Annotated in this window: 17 protein-coding genes; 1 reads left to right on the forward strand and 16 read right to left on the reverse strand. The window is 44.0% G+C overall.

Going from position 1 to position 16709, the window contains the following annotated elements:
• Positions 1-360: 360 nt before the first annotated feature.
• The 12 genes from O3605_RS06145 to yghU all read right to left on the reverse strand — a co-directional run bounded on the left by O3605_RS06145 (position 361) and on the right by yghU (position 12050).
• Entirely contained in the window at positions 361-1041 is a 681-nt protein-coding gene (locus O3605_RS06145; RefSeq protein ID WP_049498023.1) for a YoaK family protein, read from the reverse strand.
• 192 nt (positions 1042-1233) lie between these two features.
• Positions 1234-1872 carry a uridine kinase gene (gene udk, locus O3605_RS06150; protein ID WP_003002524.1) on the reverse strand — a complete coding sequence of 213 codons (639 nt, stop codon included), beginning with the start codon at positions 1870-1872 and terminating at the stop codon, positions 1234-1236.
• A 141-nt stretch (positions 1873-2013) separates the two neighbouring features.
• Entirely contained in the window at positions 2014-3105 is a 1092-nt protein-coding gene (locus O3605_RS06155; RefSeq protein ID WP_049498022.1) for a DUF1720 domain-containing protein, read from the reverse strand.
• 112 nt (positions 3106-3217) lie between these two features.
• A complete protein-coding gene (locus tag O3605_RS06160; protein ID WP_049498021.1) occupies positions 3218-4297 on the reverse strand; it encodes a hypothetical protein in 1080 nt (359 codons plus the stop codon).
• A gap of 122 nt (positions 4298-4419) precedes the next feature.
• A complete protein-coding gene (rfbB, locus tag O3605_RS06165) occupies positions 4420-5466 on the reverse strand; it encodes a dTDP-glucose 4,6-dehydratase (protein WP_003002700.1) in 1047 nt (348 codons plus the stop codon).
• A gap of 269 nt (positions 5467-5735) precedes the next feature.
• Positions 5736-6329 (reverse strand): dTDP-4-dehydrorhamnose 3,5-epimerase family protein, encoded by a 594-nt coding sequence (locus O3605_RS06170; RefSeq protein ID WP_023918495.1) that lies wholly within the window; start codon positions 6327-6329, stop codon positions 5736-5738.
• Positions 6329-7198, reverse strand: coding sequence for a glucose-1-phosphate thymidylyltransferase RfbA (gene rfbA, locus O3605_RS06175; RefSeq protein ID WP_003002772.1), 870 nt, complete (start codon positions 7196-7198; stop codon positions 6329-6331). The genes O3605_RS06170 and rfbA overlap by 1 nt, the downstream gene beginning before the upstream one ends.
• 92 nt (positions 7199-7290) lie before the next feature.
• Positions 7291-8115, reverse strand: coding sequence for a ZIP family metal transporter (locus O3605_RS06180; protein WP_049498024.1), 825 nt, complete (start codon positions 8113-8115; stop codon positions 7291-7293).
• A 252-nt stretch (positions 8116-8367) separates the two neighbouring features.
• Positions 8368-9459 (reverse strand): NAD(P)/FAD-dependent oxidoreductase, encoded by a 1092-nt coding sequence (locus O3605_RS06185; RefSeq protein ID WP_371585569.1) that lies wholly within the window; start codon positions 9457-9459, stop codon positions 8368-8370.
• A gap of 6 nt (positions 9460-9465) precedes the next feature.
• Positions 9466-10263, reverse strand: a complete 798-nt coding sequence (locus O3605_RS06190; RefSeq protein ID WP_049498019.1) for a Nif3-like dinuclear metal center hexameric protein — start codon at positions 10261-10263, stop codon at positions 9466-9468.
• Entirely contained in the window at positions 10250-10939 is a 690-nt protein-coding gene (locus O3605_RS06195) for a tRNA (adenine(22)-N(1))-methyltransferase (protein WP_371585571.1), read from the reverse strand. Before O3605_RS06195 ends, O3605_RS06190 begins: the two co-directional genes overlap by 14 nt.
• Before the next feature lie 322 nt (positions 10940-11261).
• Complete coding sequence (yghU, locus tag O3605_RS06200) at positions 11262-12050, reverse strand: glutathione-dependent disulfide-bond oxidoreductase (protein ID WP_371585573.1); 789 nt, start codon at positions 12048-12050, stop codon at positions 11262-11264.
• A 136-nt stretch (positions 12051-12186) separates the two neighbouring features.
• On the opposite strand from yghU, the gene add reads away from it, so the two are divergent.
• Complete coding sequence (gene add / locus O3605_RS06205; RefSeq protein ID WP_371585575.1) at positions 12187-13206, forward strand: adenosine deaminase; 1020 nt, start codon at positions 12187-12189, stop codon at positions 13204-13206.
• 41 nt (positions 13207-13247) lie between these two features.
• Here the strand turns inward: add and O3605_RS06210 are convergent, their stop codons facing one another.
• The 4 genes from O3605_RS06210 to O3605_RS06225 all read right to left on the reverse strand — a co-directional run bounded on the left by O3605_RS06210 (position 13248) and on the right by O3605_RS06225 (position 16705).
• Positions 13248-14435: a glycerophosphodiester phosphodiesterase family protein gene (locus O3605_RS06210; RefSeq protein ID WP_049498015.1), complete on the reverse strand. Its 1188-nt coding sequence runs from the start codon at positions 14433-14435 to the stop codon at positions 13248-13250.
• An 18-nt stretch (positions 14436-14453) separates the two neighbouring features.
• On the reverse strand, positions 14454-15137 hold the full coding sequence (locus O3605_RS06215) for a DnaD domain-containing protein (protein ID WP_049498014.1): 684 nt from the start codon (positions 15135-15137) through the stop codon (positions 14454-14456).
• A gap of 9 nt (positions 15138-15146) precedes the next feature.
• Positions 15147-16091 carry a homoserine O-acetyltransferase MetA gene (metA, locus tag O3605_RS06220; RefSeq protein WP_049498013.1) on the reverse strand — a complete coding sequence of 315 codons (945 nt, stop codon included), beginning with the start codon at positions 16089-16091 and terminating at the stop codon, positions 15147-15149.
• A 101-nt stretch (positions 16092-16192) separates the two neighbouring features.
• On the reverse strand, positions 16193-16705 hold the full coding sequence (locus O3605_RS06225; RefSeq protein WP_003002788.1) for an adenine phosphoribosyltransferase: 513 nt from the start codon (positions 16703-16705) through the stop codon (positions 16193-16195).
• Positions 16706-16709: the final 4 nt, after the last annotated feature.

Raw genomic sequence — 16709 nt, forward strand, 5'->3', positions numbered from 1 at the left:
AGTAGGACTGTAAAAGCTGATGAAATCAGCGTAGTAGAGCCCACTCAACCACTGCGTCTTGCTCGACAATCCAAAAACAATTGAGAGGCTAGGACTTTTGTCCCAGCCTCTGGAATATAGATAAAGTTATCTTAGAAACTTTCCTTAGGTGAGGACGGACGTCAGCGAACTTCAAAGAAGTTCCATGACTAATTATTGAGCCTAAGGTCTCAATAATTCCGAGTGCTAGAAACAATTTTGTTTCTAGCACTTTTCTCACGGCGGAAAGTTTCAATATATTCTTGATTCATTTTAAAAATGAAATCTCAGTTTTATTTCTTTGCAGAATCATTTAACTCATTCTTCTAAAAATTATTTTATCTATTCATGTCGCCGATTGAAGTGAAAGACTTCAAAATACTGAATGGCACGATAGATTAAAAAGATAGTCAAGATAATGGATACCAGCCAGATGGTCTCTAATCCATAAAACTGGATCAAGTAGGTTGAAAAAATGGCCCCAAAGACAAAGCTCCCGATCAAACAGGTCATAAAGATGGCTTCCCAAAGGAATTTCTTCTGCTTTTCTCTGGCAAAATTCCCATAAGCCACCATGGTTTTCTTGAGATTTCCCGTCATGAAGGAATGATTATATGCGTAGCCATCCACTTCTCCAAAAGAGGTCGCTACGATTCCTAAACTCAAGCCAAAAAAAGGCACGATGAAGACATTTTTTACCGATGCTGGCAAAAATCCCGTCACCAAGGTCGTGAGGATAAAGGGCACCAAGGTACTGAGGCGCCAGACTGAATTGTCAATCAAACGCCGCAAAACCGTCATCAAAAAGATTCCCAGCATAAAAGACAGCATGGTTGCCAACTTTACTTCTACATCCGAGATCTGATGGCCAATCAAGCCGACCGATAGAAAGACCACATTCCCCGTCTGGCCTGCCGCCAAGGTCCCACCCCGACAGATAAAGGTATAAGCGTCTGAAAAACCAGCACACATGGTCAATAAACAAGCGAACGCCTTGGTCCGCGAATGAAACTCCCTTTTCATTTCCACTCTCCCTAGGAAAAAGAGGGAGTGGTACAGAACGTTACATAACGTTTCCCGTACCACCCCCGCAAAGTTGATTGAGAACTCTTTCGAGTCTTTTAGCGAATGAAGAGTCTCACCAACTACTGCGACATTCAATTATTCAATTAATGTGAAAGGATTGGAGAGCGATTGCCCTCTTGCTCCCTATCTTTATTTTCCTTCACGCGCTTCGTTGAGGATTTTTTCAATCTTGGTTGTGATCAAGTCAATCGCAACTGTGTTGGTCACGCCCTCAGGAATGATCACGTCCGCATAACGCTTGGTTGGCTCGATGAACTGGTGGTACATCGGTTTTACTACACCAAGGTATTGCTCAATGACACTATCCAGACTCCGGCCACGCTCTTCCATATCTCGCTTGATCCGGCGAATGATCCGCACATCATCATCCGTATCAACGAAAATCTTGATGTCCATCAAGTCCCGAAGACGCTTGTCTTCAAGAACTAAGATTCCTTCCACGATGAAAACATCTTGTGGTTCCTGACGATAGGTCTTGCTGCTGCGCGTATGTTCAGCATAGTCATAAGTTGGAATATCTACCGGACGACCCTCCAAGAGTTCATTGATCTGCGCAATCATCAAGTCCGTATCAAAGGCAAAAGGATGGTCATAGTTAGTCTTGATCCGCTCCTCAAAGGTCAAATGACTTTGGTCCTTGTAATAAGAATCATGCTCAATCATGGCAATCTTTTCATTCGGAAAATTGGCCAAAATGGCACGAGACACACTGGTTTTTCCACCACCAGAGCCACCAGTAACACCAATAATAATAGGTCTATTTTGCATTTTCTACTCCATTACCTGTAGTCGTCTGAGAAACAATAGACATCTCAGACACATCTTATCCATTTTACCATATTTTTGCCTAGACATGAATAGTTTTTCAGTAAGAAGTTTTGAAACAAAAAGGACCTTGCGGTCCTTTCATTATTTCACTTTTTCTAATTTTGCGGCAAATTCATTCCCACCACGTAAGACGAGTATATTTTTTCCACCGTTGACAGGTACGAAACAATAATTTGAATTAGCTTGTATATAGACTTCCTTAGCGCTCTTCACTTGATAGCCTTCTGATTTCACCGCTTCTTGAATTACGTCAAATGTGTGTTCAATCTCTTCTTTAGAAGTCGTGTCTCCATCATACTTTTCTTGATCAGCTAGAGAATAGAATGCGTAAGCCTTGTTATCGTAATACTTATCACTTATAATTCCATGATCTGAAATCTGAACAGTTGTATTATCTCCTTCTGTCACATTCTTCCATTTTCCAACCATGGCCTTTGGTGTTTCAACCTTGTGATAGACCAAATTATCTTCAAAGTTTCCTTTGTATGACTTATAAGTTTTCAAGTCGAATAAATCATTTCTTAAAATAATATTGCTTCCGTCTTTTTGGAGCAAGTTATAGCGTGTGTTCCCACCAGACTTAATAACAACAATTTCTGTCGTCTTCAGGTTAAATTTCTTATCGACATCCGCAAGTGAATGCAAGTCTGTTGCATTTAACAAAGAAAGTGCTGTATTAAATTCTTTTTTCGCTTCATTCCCCTTGAGAACCTTTTTGATGGTCTCACCACCATTGACTTTTTGTTTCTTTCCACTTAGTTCATAAGTAACCGGACTAGAATCCGTATTTCTCAACCAAACCCCATCTAGACTTGGTCCACCTGAAAAGAAAAAGAACCAAGCAAGAGCAATCACTGCGACAAGTCCCGCAACTGCGACCCCAATCTTTGTTTGTTTATTGAAAGAAAATGTCAATTTTTTCGGTCTTGGCACAGGTTGCAAGGTTTTCGCAGATGGTTGTGGTTGGACAAAACCCGTCTGCTCTTGTGAAAGAGGCGCACTAGGTGCAACAGGTGCTTCCTGAGAAGGAGCCTGCGCTTCAGTTGATGGAGCTGGTGCTTCTTTTCGCTCTACGACAAACTCCCCTTTTTCACGCGCTTCTTGAAATTCTTGCATACTTGGCTTGCGACCATTAACCGCTTCAAAGTATTCAACCCAATCTTTTTGATTCATCATATCCCCCTTATTGATTCATTATAAAAACTAACCATATTATACCACAAATCCATGGTTTATTTTGTGATTTTCAGAAAATAAATGAAAAGGACCTTTCGGCCCTTCTGATTTATTTCACTTTTTCCAATTTTTCAACTAAATGATAGTCTTCTGTGAAAACAAGGACTGTCTTCCCTCCATTTACAGGGACATAATAAAAATCAGATCCTAGTTGCTTGTACACGTCTTTCATACTAGTTAGCTGGTAATCTTGAGAATCGACCGCATCTTGAAGATCTTCATAGGCCTCTTTCACTTTGTCAGCTGTCTTTTCTTGATCAAACTTAGTTGAAGGCATCTTTTGGAGCTCTTCTAGGCTATAAAAAGCCGTTCCTTCGCTACTATCAAATTCGCTATAAGTAAGAATACCACGAGCATTTAATTCAAGATAATTGGTTTCATCATCATAAGAACGCTCAATTTTCCATTTCCCAACTAGCACTTTGGGAATTTCTGTCTTGTGAAAAATAGCATTCTTCTTAAAGCTCTCTGAATGATCACTATAGGTAACCAAATCCATCAAGTCATTGGCTAAAATCACATTGCTCCCATTGCTTTGGAGTAGATTATAAACAAGCCCATGCTCGTCTTTAATGATGATAACTTCCCTTGTGTGGAGGTCAAATTTTCTATCAACATCTGCTAAGGTTTTCAGCTTGTAGTAGTTTAACTGGTTCAAAGCCTTCTGAAACTCTTGTTTTGCTTCATTTCCTTTATAAACTTTCTCAATCTTATACTTACCATACGATCGTGGCTCTTCTTGATTTAACTCATAAACTACTGCTGTTGAATCAGCAGGCCCAACCCAAATTCCTTCCAAACTTGGAGTCGGTTGGAAGAAAAAGAAGTAAGCCAGTACAAAGATAGCTAGTATTCCCATACCTGATAAAGCCCATTTTGTCTGCTTATTCCATTTCACACTAAAGCGTTTGATAGCTGGAGTCTCAGGCCTTGACTCCACTTGTGACGGCATTTGAGCCTGCTCACTTTTCTCTCGTAAGGCTACCGCTGATGGAACTGGTGCTTCAGGAACGGTCTCTTTTCGTTCCACTACAAACTCACCATTCGCTCGTGCATTTTGAAACTCTTGCAGACTCGGCTTCCGGTTATGGAGTGCTTCAAAATAGTCAACCCAATCTTTTTGATTCATCTATTCCTCCTAATCGATGATTGTTTTCAAACTGATCCTATTATACCATACATGAAAGGGCAATCACTGTTTTTCAGAAAAAAAGAAAAAGTCCAAGCGATGTTCCACTTGGACCTTCTTCATTATTTCAAAACTTTTTGTGTTTTCGCGTAGTTGGCTTCTACAGCTTCTTTTTCAGCCTTCCACCAGTCTTGGTGGTCTGTGTACCACTTGATGGTATCTTCCAAACCTGCTTCGAAGTTTGTGAATTGTGGTTCCCAACCCAATTCTTCACGCAATTTGGTTGAATCGATGGCGTAACGCAAATCGTGACCAGCACGGTCTGTTACACGGTCGTAGGCGTCTTTTGGTTGACCCATTTTTTCAAGGATGAGCTCAAGCACTTCCTTGTTGTTCTTTTCACCATCGGCACCGATCAAGTAAGTTTCACCGATACGGCCTTTGGTGAGGATAGCCCAAACACCAGTTGAGTGGTCGTTGGTGTGGATCCAGTCACGGACGTTCTTCCCTTCACCATAAAGTTTTGGCTTGATGCCAGACAAGATATTGGTGATTTGACGTGGGATGAATTTTTCGATGTGTTGGTATGGCCCGTAGTTGTTTGAACAGTTAGAAATCGTTGCTTTAACACCAAAGGAACGAACCCAAGCCTTCACGATCAAGTCTGAAGCAGCCTTGGTTGATGAATAAGGTGATGATGGGTTGTATTTGGTTTCAGCAGTGAATTTTTCACCAGGACCTTCTCCATGTCCAGGAAGATCTTCGCGCAATGGAAGGTCTCCATAGACTTCGTCTGTTGACACGTGGTGGAAACGAATGTCGTATTTACGAGCTGCTTCCAAGAGTGTGTAAGTTCCAACAAAGTTTGTATAGATAAATGGAGATGGGTCTTTGAGGGAGTTGTCATTGTGGCTTTCAGCCGCATAGTGAACAATAGCATCAGCCTTGGCAGCCAATTTGTCAACTAATTCAGCATCAGCGATGTCTCCCACCACCAACTCAACACGATCTCCAAGGATTTCTTCGATGTTGGCACGGTTACCAGCATAAGTAAGTTTGTCCAAGACTGTCACATGGACATCTGGATGGTTGTTGTAGACATAGTGTACGAAGTTTGAACCGATGAAACCAGCTCCACCAGTTACGATGATATGTTTATATTCTGACATTTTTTCTCCAAATAGTTTTTAGTTTTGATTGTTCCTTAAATCAATCTTTTTTTAGCTTTCCTTAGGTGAGTACGGACGTCAGCGAACTTCTTCGAAGTTCCATGACTAAGTTTTGAGCCTAGTGTCTCAAAACTTCCGAGCACCTGAAACAAAAGTGGTTCAGTTGCTTTTCTCACGGCGGAAAGCTAAGTACATAGCTCGCTTCGCTCGTTTATAGCAAAGCTAAAAACTATATAATGATGTTCTTGATTGTTTTAAGAGCTTCATTCTTACAAATCTTCTGCTTTTAGGGGTTTGACGTCTTTGAGCAATGGGTGGTTCTTGTCTGCTTCTGAGACTTCAGCTTCCTCCAAATTTTCCCATTGGATGTCTAGGCTTGGGTCTGCGTAGTTGACAAAAGCATATTTTGGTTTGAGTTCCAATGCCCAGTAGTCATTGACTAAGTAAGTATATGCAACTTTGTCTGTCAAAACTTGGAACCCATTGGCAACACCACGAGGAACAAAGATGCCTTTTGAAGCATCGATCACGGTTTGGTAGGTATTCCCAAAGCTATCGCCTTCACGAAGGTCTACCCAAGTTCCAAGAACCTTTCCTTCATCTGCTACAGAGATGTACTTGTCCCAAGGCTCTGCATGCAGACCACGTAAGACATTCTTACGAGAGAATGAAATATTGTTTTGCAACTTACCTTCTGCAAAGAAGCTTTCAGGGAATCCAAGGGGAAGCATTTTCTCTTTTTGGAAGTTTTCTTTAAACCAACCACGGTTATCCCCGCGCACTGGAATATCAAACTCCATCAAGCCTGGGATGGCTTCAATTTTGCGGGCTGCTAATTCTTTATCAAAAAATTGTTCCGTCATTATGCTTCTCCAATCAAACGGAGCAAGTATTGTCCGTATTCGTTTTTCTTCAATGATTGCGCTAATTCATGGACTTGTTCTTTGGTGATATAACCCATGCGATAGGCAATTTCCTCAAGGTTAGCCACTTGGACATTTTGCAAGCGTTGAACAGTTTCGATATATTGAGATGCTTGCAAGAGGCTTTCGTGAGTTCCCGTATCCAACCAGGCAAAACCACGGCCCATGAGCTCAACAGAGAGATCTCCACGCTCCAAATAAGCCTTGTTGACATCGGTGATTTCAAGCTCGCCACGAGGACTTGGTTTGATGTTTTTGGCAATTTCTACCACATCATTGTCATAGAAGTAAAGTCCTGTCACTGCAAAGTTCGATTTTGGATGTTCTGGTTTTTCTTCGATAGAGATAGCATTCATATCCGCGTCAAACTCTACCACACCAAAGCGTTCCGGATCTTTGACTTGGTAACCAAAGACAGTCGCTCCTTTTTCTTTCGCTTCTGCCCGTTGCAACATCTTGGTTAAGCCGTTTCCGTGGAAGATATTGTCCCCAAGGATGAGGGCAACATGATCGTCACCGATAAAGTCTTCTCCGATGATGAAGGCTTGCGCCAAGCCATCTGGACTTGGTTGCTCTGCATAAGAGAGAGAAATTCCTAGCTCAGAGCCATCTCCAAGAAGCTCTTCAAAACGAGGAAGGTCTTGAGGAGTCGAGATGATCAGGATATCTTTGATCCCAGCCAACATAAGGGTTGACAGCGGATAGTAGATCATTGGTTTGTCATAAATGGGCATCAACTGCTTAGAAGCCGCACGTGTCAATGGATACAAGCGAGTTCCTGAGCCCCCTGCTAAAATAATACCTTTCATAATGTTAGGCCTTTCTACGTAGTCATTACCCTTATTTTATCATGTTTATATAAAAAAGTCACCTTGCATTTGTGTTACAAGGTGATGACAGGTTATCCCAAAGCGACATCTAGGATCATCATAATGACAAAGCCAACCATGAGGCCCAGGGTCGCAACATCTGTGTTGCCATTGGTCTGGGAGTCTGGGATCAACTCTTCAACCACCACGAAGATCATCGCACCTGCCGCAAAAGAGAGGGCGTAAGGCAAGATAGCCGTCATGGATAAGACCGCTACTGCCCCTAGCAGAGCTCCGATGGGCTCAACGATGGCTGACATGGATCCCCAATAAAAGGCATTGAGACGAGATTTTCCATCCGTCCGGATTGGGATCGAAAGTGCAGCCCCTTCTGGGATATTTTGCAAACCAATCCCGATAGCCAAACCAACCGCCCCGATAAAGGCTTCTGGACTTGGATTGCTAGCCAGAGCTCCAAAGGCCACACCGACTGCTAAGCCTTCTGGGAAATTGTGGATGGTAATGGCGAGAAAGAGGAGGGTTGTCTTAGACAACTTCTTCTCCCTCGGCGTATGGATACTCTCAGCCTCTTCAATCTCCTTCGTCATATGAAGGTGAGGGACGATGGCGTCAATCAAGCGGAGGAAAAATTCTCCAGCTAGAAAACCAATGGCCGCCGGCAACCAAGCCAGGCTCCCATAGGAGGTTTCCGCATACTCAATCGAGGGTTGCAAGAGGGACCAAAATGACGCCGCAATCATGACTCCTGCCGCAAAGCCCATCATGATGTCCAGTAATTTGCGACTAATATGCTTGAAGAAAAAGACGATGGCGGACCCGACAATGGTACAGCCCCATGTAAACAATCCTGCGAGAAAGGCCTGTAAGACCACGGATTGCGATTGAAACCAATTCATAACAATTCCCATTTTCTTGATGATTCACTTCTTCTATTCTACTATTTTTGGCCAAATTACGGAAGGTCTTTCGAAAAAAAGAGAGTGGGACAGAAATCGGTAATTCGTTAGAATTCGATTTCGTCGTCCCACGTCCGCACAGTTGAGTAAGGCTGTAAAAGCTGATGAATTCAGCGTAGTAGAGCCCACTCAACCACTGCGTCTTGCTCGACAATCCAAAGAAAATTGAGAGGCTAGGACTTTTGTCCCAGCCTACTTCTTCACATATTGTTCAACTGAATAATCTGCTGGATCTAAGCGCAGGTTTCCTCCTACCACGAGTTGGGCTAGGTGCCACCCAATGAGGGGACCAGTTGTGAGGCCAGACGAACCAAGTCCACTGGCGACATAGAGGCCTGCTTGATCAGGAACAGCTCCCCAAAATGGTGAAAAGTCACTGGTGTAGGCACGGGTTCCCACGCGCTCCCCGATAACTTCGGCTTGAGCGAGTTCTGGATAGTAAGACATGGCTTCTGTTTCCATCTGATTAAGCAGAACTTGATCCACTGTCAGGTCAAAGCCCATCTCATTTTCATGGGTAGCTCCCATACTGATCTTGCCCTGCTGAAATGGAATGATATCCAGCTCTCCTTCAGGCATGACCACAGGATAATCAGCAGTATCTAGGTCTAGCTGATAATCCCGCAGTTGCCCCTTTTGCGGACGGACATCAACTTGGTAGCCAAGTGGCTCAAAGATTTGCCCCAACCAGGCTCCTGTTGCTAGGATAACTTGGTCATAGCTTTCTCCTGCAATCTGATAGCCATCATCTGAGACTGAGAGAGCAACCTCTTTCTTGATCACTCTTGCCCCACTGGCTTTAAGAAGCGTTTCCGTTAGAAGGGCTCCCTCCACATGAGCACCACCTGATGCATAGACCAGCTTCTCAAAACCTTGCAGCCCTGGGAATTGCTGGGCCACTTCTACCTTGATCAAGATCGCCAAGTCTCCAATCAAGGGAGATTCTTCCCTACGACTCAGCGCCAACTGATAGAGTTCGTCTAATTTTTCTTCCTTTTTCTTGAGGAGATAGACGCCGGTCTGCTGGTAAAAATCTGTTTTAATTCCGTCCTTGGCCAGATCTTCTACCAATTCTTGGTAAAAATCTGCTCCCAGACGAGCCAGGCGATACCAAGCCTTATTCCGCCGTTTAGAAAACCAAGGGCTAATAATGCCTGCTGCCGCCTTAGTCGCTTGGCCGACTCCATGGTCATAGACGGTCACATCCACTTGTGCTTCTTTGGATAAATAATAGGCTGCAGTGGACCCTACGATCCCTGCACCGATAATGGCAACTTTCATCATGCCCCCTTAGATATGGTAAAAAGGATTGGTGCTGGCTTGACTGCCAATCACTTCAATCTCCCAGGCTTCCTCAGACTTCCACTGATTGAGCTTTTCTACTAATTTTGACACAAAGAGAACCTCGATATGGTGACCTGGATCCAAGGCCAAGAGCCCATCGCTCAGCATGTCCTGAGCCGTGTGGTAGTAGATATCTCCGGTGATATAGACCTCTGCTCCTTTGGCGAGAGCATCCTTGTAAAAGGACTGGCCACTTCCTCCACAGATGGCGACATGCTTGATAACCCGATCCAAATCCGCCTGATCATAACAGACCAAGCGCAAAGCATCCAAGCCAAATGTTTCTTTGACCTTGTCAGCCAACTGACCAAAGGTTTGAGTAGCTACCCGACCGATCCGGCCGATTCCCAGTCCTTCCCCTGTCATACTGAGGGGCTCTGTATCTTCAATGTCCAAGAGCTGGCAGAACCAATCGTTGAGACCATCTGGGACAATGTCAATATTAGTATGGCTGACGTAGACTGCGATATCATGCTTGATCAAATCGATATAAATCTGATTTTGGGCCCGATCAGCTACCAAATCCTTGATGGGACGGAAAATAGGCGCGTGCTTGACGATGATCAAGTCCACCCCATGAGCGATTGCTTCTGCCACCGTCTGCTCCCGAATATCTAGGGCTACCATGACCTTCTTGATGTCTTTTTGTAGCGTGCCGACTTGTAGGCCACGGACATCTCCCTCCATAGACAATTCCTGAGGACAATAGGATTCATAGCGTTTGATGACTTCACTTGCTAACATGTAGAACCTCCTTGATGTGAGCGATGCGCTCTTCTAACGATTCTCTGGCAGATTGATTCTCAACTGGGACCTGCTCCAAGGCGAAGGCTAATTTCTCCACTTCCTTGGACCACTTTTGGACAAAGGCTGGAGCTTGTTCCCGCATCAAATGGGGACCAAAGCGTAGTTCCTTGGCTGTCAACTCTTGAGAACCGTGTTCCACCACAAGGATCTCATAAAACTTCTCATTTTCTTCCAAGATAGCTTCATCAATAATGTGGAAATCGTGGTCGACTAACCAAGCCCGCAGTTCATCCTCTCGATTATTGGGCTGCAGAACCAAGCGAGAGACATTGGCTAATTTCTCAAGACCTGCCGCTAAGATATCTGCAATCAAGCGTCCACCCATGCCAGCAATGGTGATACAGGAAATGCCGTCTGCTGGTTCAAAGGCAGCCAAGCCATTGGCCAGACGGACTTCAATCTTGTCCTCTAAGCCATTATCGGCGACATTTTGCAGGGCAGACTGATAGGGTCCCTCTACCACTTCACCAGCAATAGCGGCCTCAATCTTACCTTCTTGTAAGAGGGCGATTGGCAGATAAGCATGGTCACTTCCCACGTCCAACAGACGCGCTCCAGCTGGGACGAAGCTAGCCACCAAGTCCAAGCGATTTGATAATTTTGTAAATTCCATGTGCTACTTTCTAAACTTTTATTCCACCCTTTAGTATACCATGTTTGCACCATTAAAAAAAGGCGCGACGGCGCCTTATCAAATTGTTGCTAAATTGTTCTAGCTAGCTATATAAGTCGAGAAATCTCTTATTTTTGGAGCCAAAAAAATACGTATTGAGTTTTCTGCAGTGAGAAAAGTGCATGAAACTTTTTGTTTCATGCACTCGGGAGTTTTGAAACCTTAGGTTCAAAACTAAGTCATGGAACTTCTACGAAGTTCGCTGACGTCCGAACTCACCTAAAGAAAATCTCAATACAATTGAATTATCTATACTTAGACTTTAGTCAATTTCCTTATAGTCTACTTCCAAGCCACGTTTCACAGCTGGGCGATTGGCGATTTTCTCTGTCCAAGCCTGCAGATGCTTGTATTCCTTCACATTTAGGAATATCCCTGCACGGTCCCAGATCTTGTCTTGGGCTAGACGGCCATACCAAGACCAGATGGCAATATCTGCAATGGTGTAGTCATCCCCTGCGATATAAGGTTTAGTGGCAAGCTCCTTATCCAATAAGTCCAATTGACGTTTGGCTTCCATGGCAAAGCGGTTGATGGCATACTCGATTTTCTCCGGCGCATAGTGGAAGAAATGACCAAAACCTCCCCCTAAGAAAGGTGCAGCACCCGTCTGCCAGAAGAGCCAGTTGAGCACTTCTGTCCGTTTAGCCGGATCAGTCGGGATTAATTTGCCAAATTTCTCTGCTAGATACAGGAGGATATTGGCCGATTCAAAGACACGAATGGCTTGATCGCCTGATTGATCCAACATAGCTGGAATTTTCGAGTTTGGATTGATGGCTACAAAGTCACTACCAAACTGATCTCCCTCGCCAATCTTGATCCGATAAGCGTCATAGCCTGCATCCACTCCCAGCTCTTTCAGTTCTTCAAGCATAATGGTAGCCTTGATCCCATTGGGTGTTGGAAGGGTATAGAGTTGGAAAGGCTGGTCGCCTTTTGGAAGGGTCTGCTCAAAGCGGGCACCTGCTGTTGGTTGGTTCAAGCCACCCCAGGCTCCTCCCATTTGGCTCGGTGCTTCCCATACTTCTGGTAATTGATAGTCTGACATCTTTCTTCTCCTTTATTTCGCTACTCCTAGCATATCAAATATTGGGCTCCCTTTCAAAGATCTGCTACGCGAAGGCTACTTGACTTTTTTTGTCAAAATGATAGTATAGAAAAAATACAATTTTAAGGAGAAAACCATGTCCACGATCGATTTTCATAGTTTGGCAAAGACAGAACTTCACTGTCACTTAGACGGTTCCTTGTCGCTTCCAATCATTCGCCAGCTGGCAGCCATGGCCAATATTGACCTACCTGCTAGTGATGAGGAACTCAAGCACCATGTCATCGCACCTACCCACTGTGAGAATCTTTTGGACTATTTGGAGGCCTTTGACTACATTCGACCTCTTCTTCAGACCAAGGAAGCTTTGACCCTTGCTGCTTACGATGTGGCCAAGCAAGCTGCTCTCGAAAATGTCGTCTACATCGAGGTCCGCTTTGCACCAGAATTGTCCATGGACCAAGGCCTCACCGTCCCAGAAACCATCGATGCTGTCTGCGATGGTCTACGCCAAGCCCAGGAGGAATTTGGCATTGTTGCAAAAGCCTTGGTCTGTGGCATGCGCCAGTCCGATCAAGAAGTCACCTCTCGCATTCTTGCAGAAGCCAACCAAGTTAGTGATCAAGATTTTGTTGGTTTTGACTTTGCCGGGGATGAGCACAACTACTCTCCAGAAGATATTCGACCTTTAATCGAGCAAGTCAAGAGTTACCATCGGCCGATGACGCTTCACGCAGGTGAGTGTCATTGCCCACACTTTGTAGCCCAATCGATTGCTTTTGGCATCAAACGCAATGGCCACGTGACAGCTCTATCTCATGAACCAGCCTTACTCCAGTCTTTTGTTGAAAATGAAGTCACCGGTGAACTCTGCTTGACCAGCAACCTACAAACAAAAGCAGCACCGACTATAGAAGATTTTCCTTATTTGAAGATGAAGGCAGCCGGAGCTCGGATCAGTATCAATACCGATAACCGGATTGTATCTGATACCGACCTCACCAAGGAATATGCCCTCTACCATCAGCACTTCCAAACCAAGGAAACTGACTTTTACCAACACAATGTCGATGCCATCCAGGCTTCCTTTGCTAGCGATGAGGAAAAACAAGCACTCCTTACCAAACTAGAAAAAGCCTACGCGGACTATCTATAAATGAAAAAACTAGCGCCTGATGAAAGGGCTAGTTTTCTGTTTTATTTCGGTACGGATTCATACACGGCCATATCCTGTGGAGTCAATAAGCCAGTGTAAAAGCCATCAACATTGATCGCAGCATACTTAGTTAGGCTCTCATAGGTTTGAATGGTATGAACATAGACCCGTTTTCCAAGTTTATGTACCTGTTCGATAAACTTAGGAGTTAAGCGAGAATCGTCGATAGGGACGGTCACCGCCTCGATTTCCTTGTGCTTGGCGATAAAATCCAGCACTTCTTCTCCACTATCTGGTGAGGCGTAGAGCGTATAGATCACGTGCTTGAAAGGATAAATAGATTCGATTTCTCCGAACATCTCTTGATGATAAATTTGTGGAATCACACGATCCAATAGTTCTTTGTCTCGCTTGTTTGCTTCTGAAACAAGTTCTTTAAATTGTGTAATCCTATCTTCCTTAGGGATTTCCATCGATTTGGTATCTGTCACCAACACCATATCTCGATTAATTATCATTTGATCAAACACATCCCCTATTAACATGGTCGTAAAGCGACTTGGTGTTTCTGGGGAACCATAACCCTGAAATTTCTTCCATTCCTTAGAAGAAGGTGCGACATCATCTTTGTTTCCAAAATGGTGCCAATCATGAACTGCAGCTAATTTCTTGTCACTAGTCAAATTAAAATCCATTTCAAACAAGCGATGGCAGAGATTGTAATTTTGCCGTAAAGCCTCTAAGGAATTGGTATACTTCGTATTGTACTCCTTCTCCCGGACCGTCCCTCCAGCGTGGGCTATTAGTCTTGGAGAAACCCTTAGCCAATCTTTCTTATTAACCTTGGTGTACTGCACGAAACCATATTGGTTAGACAGCTGGCCATTGGTCAAACGTTCAAGTGTTTCCTTATCCACATAGGTTTTCTTCCAGAAAGTTGTCTCTTGATGGGCTTTAAAGCGATAATGATTTTTATCAAATACCTTTGTTTTTGCGTTCCACTGGATGTCAATGATTACATTGGCATCTTTTTTACGAAATCCTGTCTTCGTTTTGGTATAGCCAGCCTCTAGTAGAGTCTCTTCTACTGGGTACAGGCCCGAAGTTAATAGGTTGGTCCGTACGTAGTAAAAGCTGATCATGCCAAACAATAAAAACAATCCGACCACTAACATAGTCGGATAGAGCCATCTAAATCGTCTGCGTCTGTTTTTATCTCCCCATTTCAATTGATCAATCGTCTCCTCTTAATCCTTCCACAAATCCATGGCCTTCAAGAAATCGTCTGAAACCGTCACATTGCGTGGGTTGGCTTGCTCGCGTTCTTGTAGCTTCGCCTCTACTTGGGCCAGGCTGTTGATGCCTTCACTGCGCCAGTTGCGTAAAATGGCTTGGATATATTTCCAGTGAGGCTTGCCGTTAAAGACAGCTTCTCGTAATGCTGCCTTGATCACATCTGGATCTGTCTGATCTTCGCGCACGGTCTTGGTCAAATCTTCAATCTCAAAAGGTGTCAAGAGTCGTCCCAGTTCTTGTTGGAAGGTTTCCACCAAGTCCTTGATGACATTTCCCTTCGCAGGCGCGCTTTGTGCCTTCCCTTGTGTTTGGGCTTCTAAAATCTCATCCAAGCGCTCCAGGGCAATAGTCGCATCAAAGATAGCTTCAATCTCGCCATTAAGCTCAATGGTCCGGTATTGAAGGAGTCCCTTGGTAGTCAAATTGGACATAATCCGATTGACCTCTGTCACCGTTTTTCCCAGATGACTAGCAATCTGATTGGGAGTTAAGGCATCTTGGCCAGTCGTATTTTGAAGGAAGAAAAACTGCCAAACCAAGTAGTCATCTGCTTGGTCAAACAACTCATGATAATGAAAAAGCAAGGCACTTGGAAGAACCAAGTTGCCATACTTAAATGCTTGTGAATATGTCATAATTCCCCTTTATAGGTAACCATAAAATGAAATATCTTTTTCCAATTCTTCCAAGCGGTAAGGTGTTTCTTGATAAACCGCATAGTTGATCCAATTACTAAAGAAGGTCGTTGCAGCTAGATTCCAACGAATGCGAGGCTCTGTATTAGCGTCATCCCCATCAAAATAATTCTTGGGAACATCCGGATCCAAGCCTGCCTTGACATCTCGGTGATATTCTTTTGCCAGCGTATCGCGATCATATTCCAGATGGCCAAAGCTATACACCTCACGCATATCTGGACTAGCAATGATGGAAAGCCCAACTTCATTTCCTTGCGCGATCACTTGAAGATTGCTCTTTTCAAGGACTTCCTTCAAAGGAATATCTGTATAGCGGGAATGAGGGGCAAGGAATCGATCGTCAAAGCCTCTCATGAGCAGACTATCGGGACGCACCACTGCTTGGTCATAGATACCCGATAGCTTGTCACAGAGCTCTACTTTTTGAATCCCGTAACGGTGGTACAGTCCAGCCTGGGCTCCCCAACAAAGGTGCAAGGTAGAAAAGACATGCCGCTTGGACCATTCAAAGACCTGGGTTAATTCTTCCCAGTAGTCCACTTCCTCAAAGTCCATCTTTTCGACAGGAGCCCCTGTCACAATCAAGCCATCATAGTAATTCTCCTTGATATCCTCAAAGGTCTTGTAGAAGCTCTCCAAATGCTCTGCCGCTGTATTCTTGGATTCATGGCTCGCCATGTAGAGGAAATCTACATTGATCTGCAAGGGCGTGTTGGCAAGGAGCCGTAAGAGCTGGGTTTCTGTCGCAACCTTGGTCGGCATCAGATTAAGAATGAGAACATTCATCGGCCGAATATCTTGGTGAGTCGCCCGAACATCATCCATGACAAAAATATTTTCTGAACGAAGGATATCGACTGCTGGTAATTTTTTATCTAGAGTAATTGGCATAAAAAGCTCCCATCTTACAAGTTCTTAACTAACATTATATGATAGGAGCTTATAGTTTTCAATTATGGTTTTTCTGTAGCCAGTTATAGTATTAGACTATATTAGTAATGCATCAAGACTTTGTAGTCGTAATCGCCGATCGCTTCGCGACCTTTCAAGTCGTCCAACTCGATCAAGAAGGCACAACCTGCAACAACTCCACCGAGTTTTTCGATCATTTCGATGGTTGCTTTCACCGTACCGCCAGTCGCCAAAAGGTCATCAACGATGAGGACACGTTGACCTGGTTTGATAGCATCAGCGTGCATGGTCAAGGTATCCACACCATATTCTTTTTCGTAGTCAGCAGAGATGACTTCACGTGGCAATTTTCCAGGTTTACGAACAGGCGCAAATCCAATTCCCAACTCAAAAGCGACCGGACATCCAACGATGAAACCACGCGCTTCAGGACCAACGATCATGTCGATTTTCTTATCCGTTGCGTATTGAACGATTTCACGAATCGCATAACTATAAGCATTGCCATCTGCCATCAAAGGGCTGATATCACGGAAGGTAATTCCTTCTTGCGGATAGTTTTCAATGCTTGCAATGTAATCTTTTAAATTCATAGTT

Origin of the sequence: Streptococcus sp. 27098_8_99, from assembly GCF_041431935.1 — a bacterium.
Taxonomy (GTDB): Bacteria; Bacillota; Bacilli; order Lactobacillales; family Streptococcaceae; genus Streptococcus; species Streptococcus parasanguinis_D.